Origin of the sequence: Streptomyces sp. MBT65 (assembly GCF_016612545.1) — a bacterium.
Lineage (GTDB): Bacteria > Actinomycetota > Actinomycetes > Streptomycetales > Streptomycetaceae > Streptomyces.
The window spans coordinates 1-1,483 of record NZ_JAENRY010000613.1 but is presented as its reverse complement, the minus strand read 5'-3'; the positions used below and the strand labels follow the sequence as shown (position 1 = coordinate 1,483).

Here is a 1,483-nt window from a genome sequence, read left to right as displayed (position 1 = left end):
AGACGTGACAGCCCCTCCGCCTCGAAGTCGCCCACACCCCCGCACAGCCCACCAGAGCCGGGCAGCTCCCGATTCCCCTCACCCTCCCTGCCCCAGGCCCGCCCTACGCCGCCCGGTCCACCAGTGCCACCGGTGGCTCGTCGTCCATTTCGAAGGCCATCGGGAAGGGTGCGTGTCCGGCGAGGTGGAACCAGCGGACCTTGCGGTGTTCGCGGAGGCGTCGGGCCGCGCCCACGGCGTCATTGTGGAAGCGGCGGGCCATCGGGACGCGTCGTACCGCCTCGGCGAGTTCGTGGGCCGCCTCCTCGCCCCCGGGGGCCTCCCGGACGCCCTCCACCTGTGGCGCCTCCCCGAAGACCGCGCGCAGCGCCTGGCTCAACTCGCTCTCGGCGACCTCCCGTTGCTCCTCCTCGGCCTGCCGGGCGGCGTGCGCGGCCTCGTAGAGGACGATCGAGGCGGCCGGGTCGAGGACGCCGGAGGTGGCCAACTCCTGGGTCACGGAGGCGCGGCGCAGCAGTTGGGCGTCAAGTGCCGCGCGGGCCGCGTCGATCCGGGTGTGCAGCCGGTCGAGCCGTCCCGCGGTCCAGCTCAGGTACAGGCCGATGGCCACGAGGGCGACGAGGATCCAGATCAGGGTTGCGGTCACGGGCGGCAAGGCTACCCGCCCGCGGTCACCGCCCCGTCAGGTCCCACGCGCACCGGAACCGCCGTGCCCCGTGGACGAGTCGGGGGCGTCCTTCGAGCGGGCGGCGACCAGATCACCCGCTCCTCCCCCACCGTGTTGCCTGCCGTGTCGCACAGGCCGAAGCCATTGGGCTCGTACGCGTCCACCGGGACCGTGGCGGTCGCACCCACCCGCGCGGGAGCCGACCCGGAGGAAGTCGCCCTGCCAGGTGTTCAGCCGTCCGGGGCGAACTCGTCGCCCCAGGATTACTGCCGCCGCTCGATGCCACCCCGTGCCTCGTACTCCCACGCGGCCGCGGTGGGCAACCGGGCCCCCGCCCAGGCGCTGTGGGAGCGCGTCGCGGTGCGAGACGTGCACCACGGGGTGATGCGCGCGGCCCGTAACGTCCGAGCCGGGCCCCTCGGGCGCGCTCCAGAAGGCGCCGCCCTCCACGCCCAGCCACCAGGGCGCCGCCTCGACCTGCCCGAACACCGCCTCCCGCACACGGAGGTGCAGCCGCACAGCACCGCGACACCGGCGTCCCGCGCGTGGGCGCACCAGCAGACCACACACGAACCAACCGCCGTACCCCTCCACCGCGGTGACGTATCCGGTGTCGCCCCCGAATCAACCACCCTGCACAGTGAGTTGGAAAAGCGAACCGACCTCCCCGCGCGCGGGCGCGCACCCCAACCCCTCAAGGTCGTCACCCGGTACCCCCGGTCCCCCCGCCCGCACTCTCAGTCCCGCGCCAGTCCGAACCGCGCCCGCAGACCGCTGCGTTCGTCCGTGGCGACGGCTGCCGCGCCGGCGGTCACC

At 74.1% G+C, this 1,483-nt stretch carries 2 protein-coding genes; one reads left to right on the top strand and one right to left on the bottom strand.

Features of this window, described 5'->3' with window-relative positions; translation table 11 throughout:
• Positions 1 to 103: 103 nt before the first annotated feature.
• Positions 104 to 646: a hypothetical protein gene (locus JHN63_RS50975; protein WP_200691925.1), complete on the bottom strand. Its 543-nt coding sequence runs from the start codon at positions 644 to 646 to the stop codon at positions 104 to 106.
• A 192-nt stretch (positions 647 to 838) separates the two neighbouring features.
• On the opposite strand from JHN63_RS50975, the gene JHN63_RS53725 reads away from it, so the two are divergent.
• On the top strand, positions 839 to 1,483 hold a 645-nt coding region (locus JHN63_RS53725; protein WP_234478948.1), incomplete at its 3' end, for a hypothetical protein.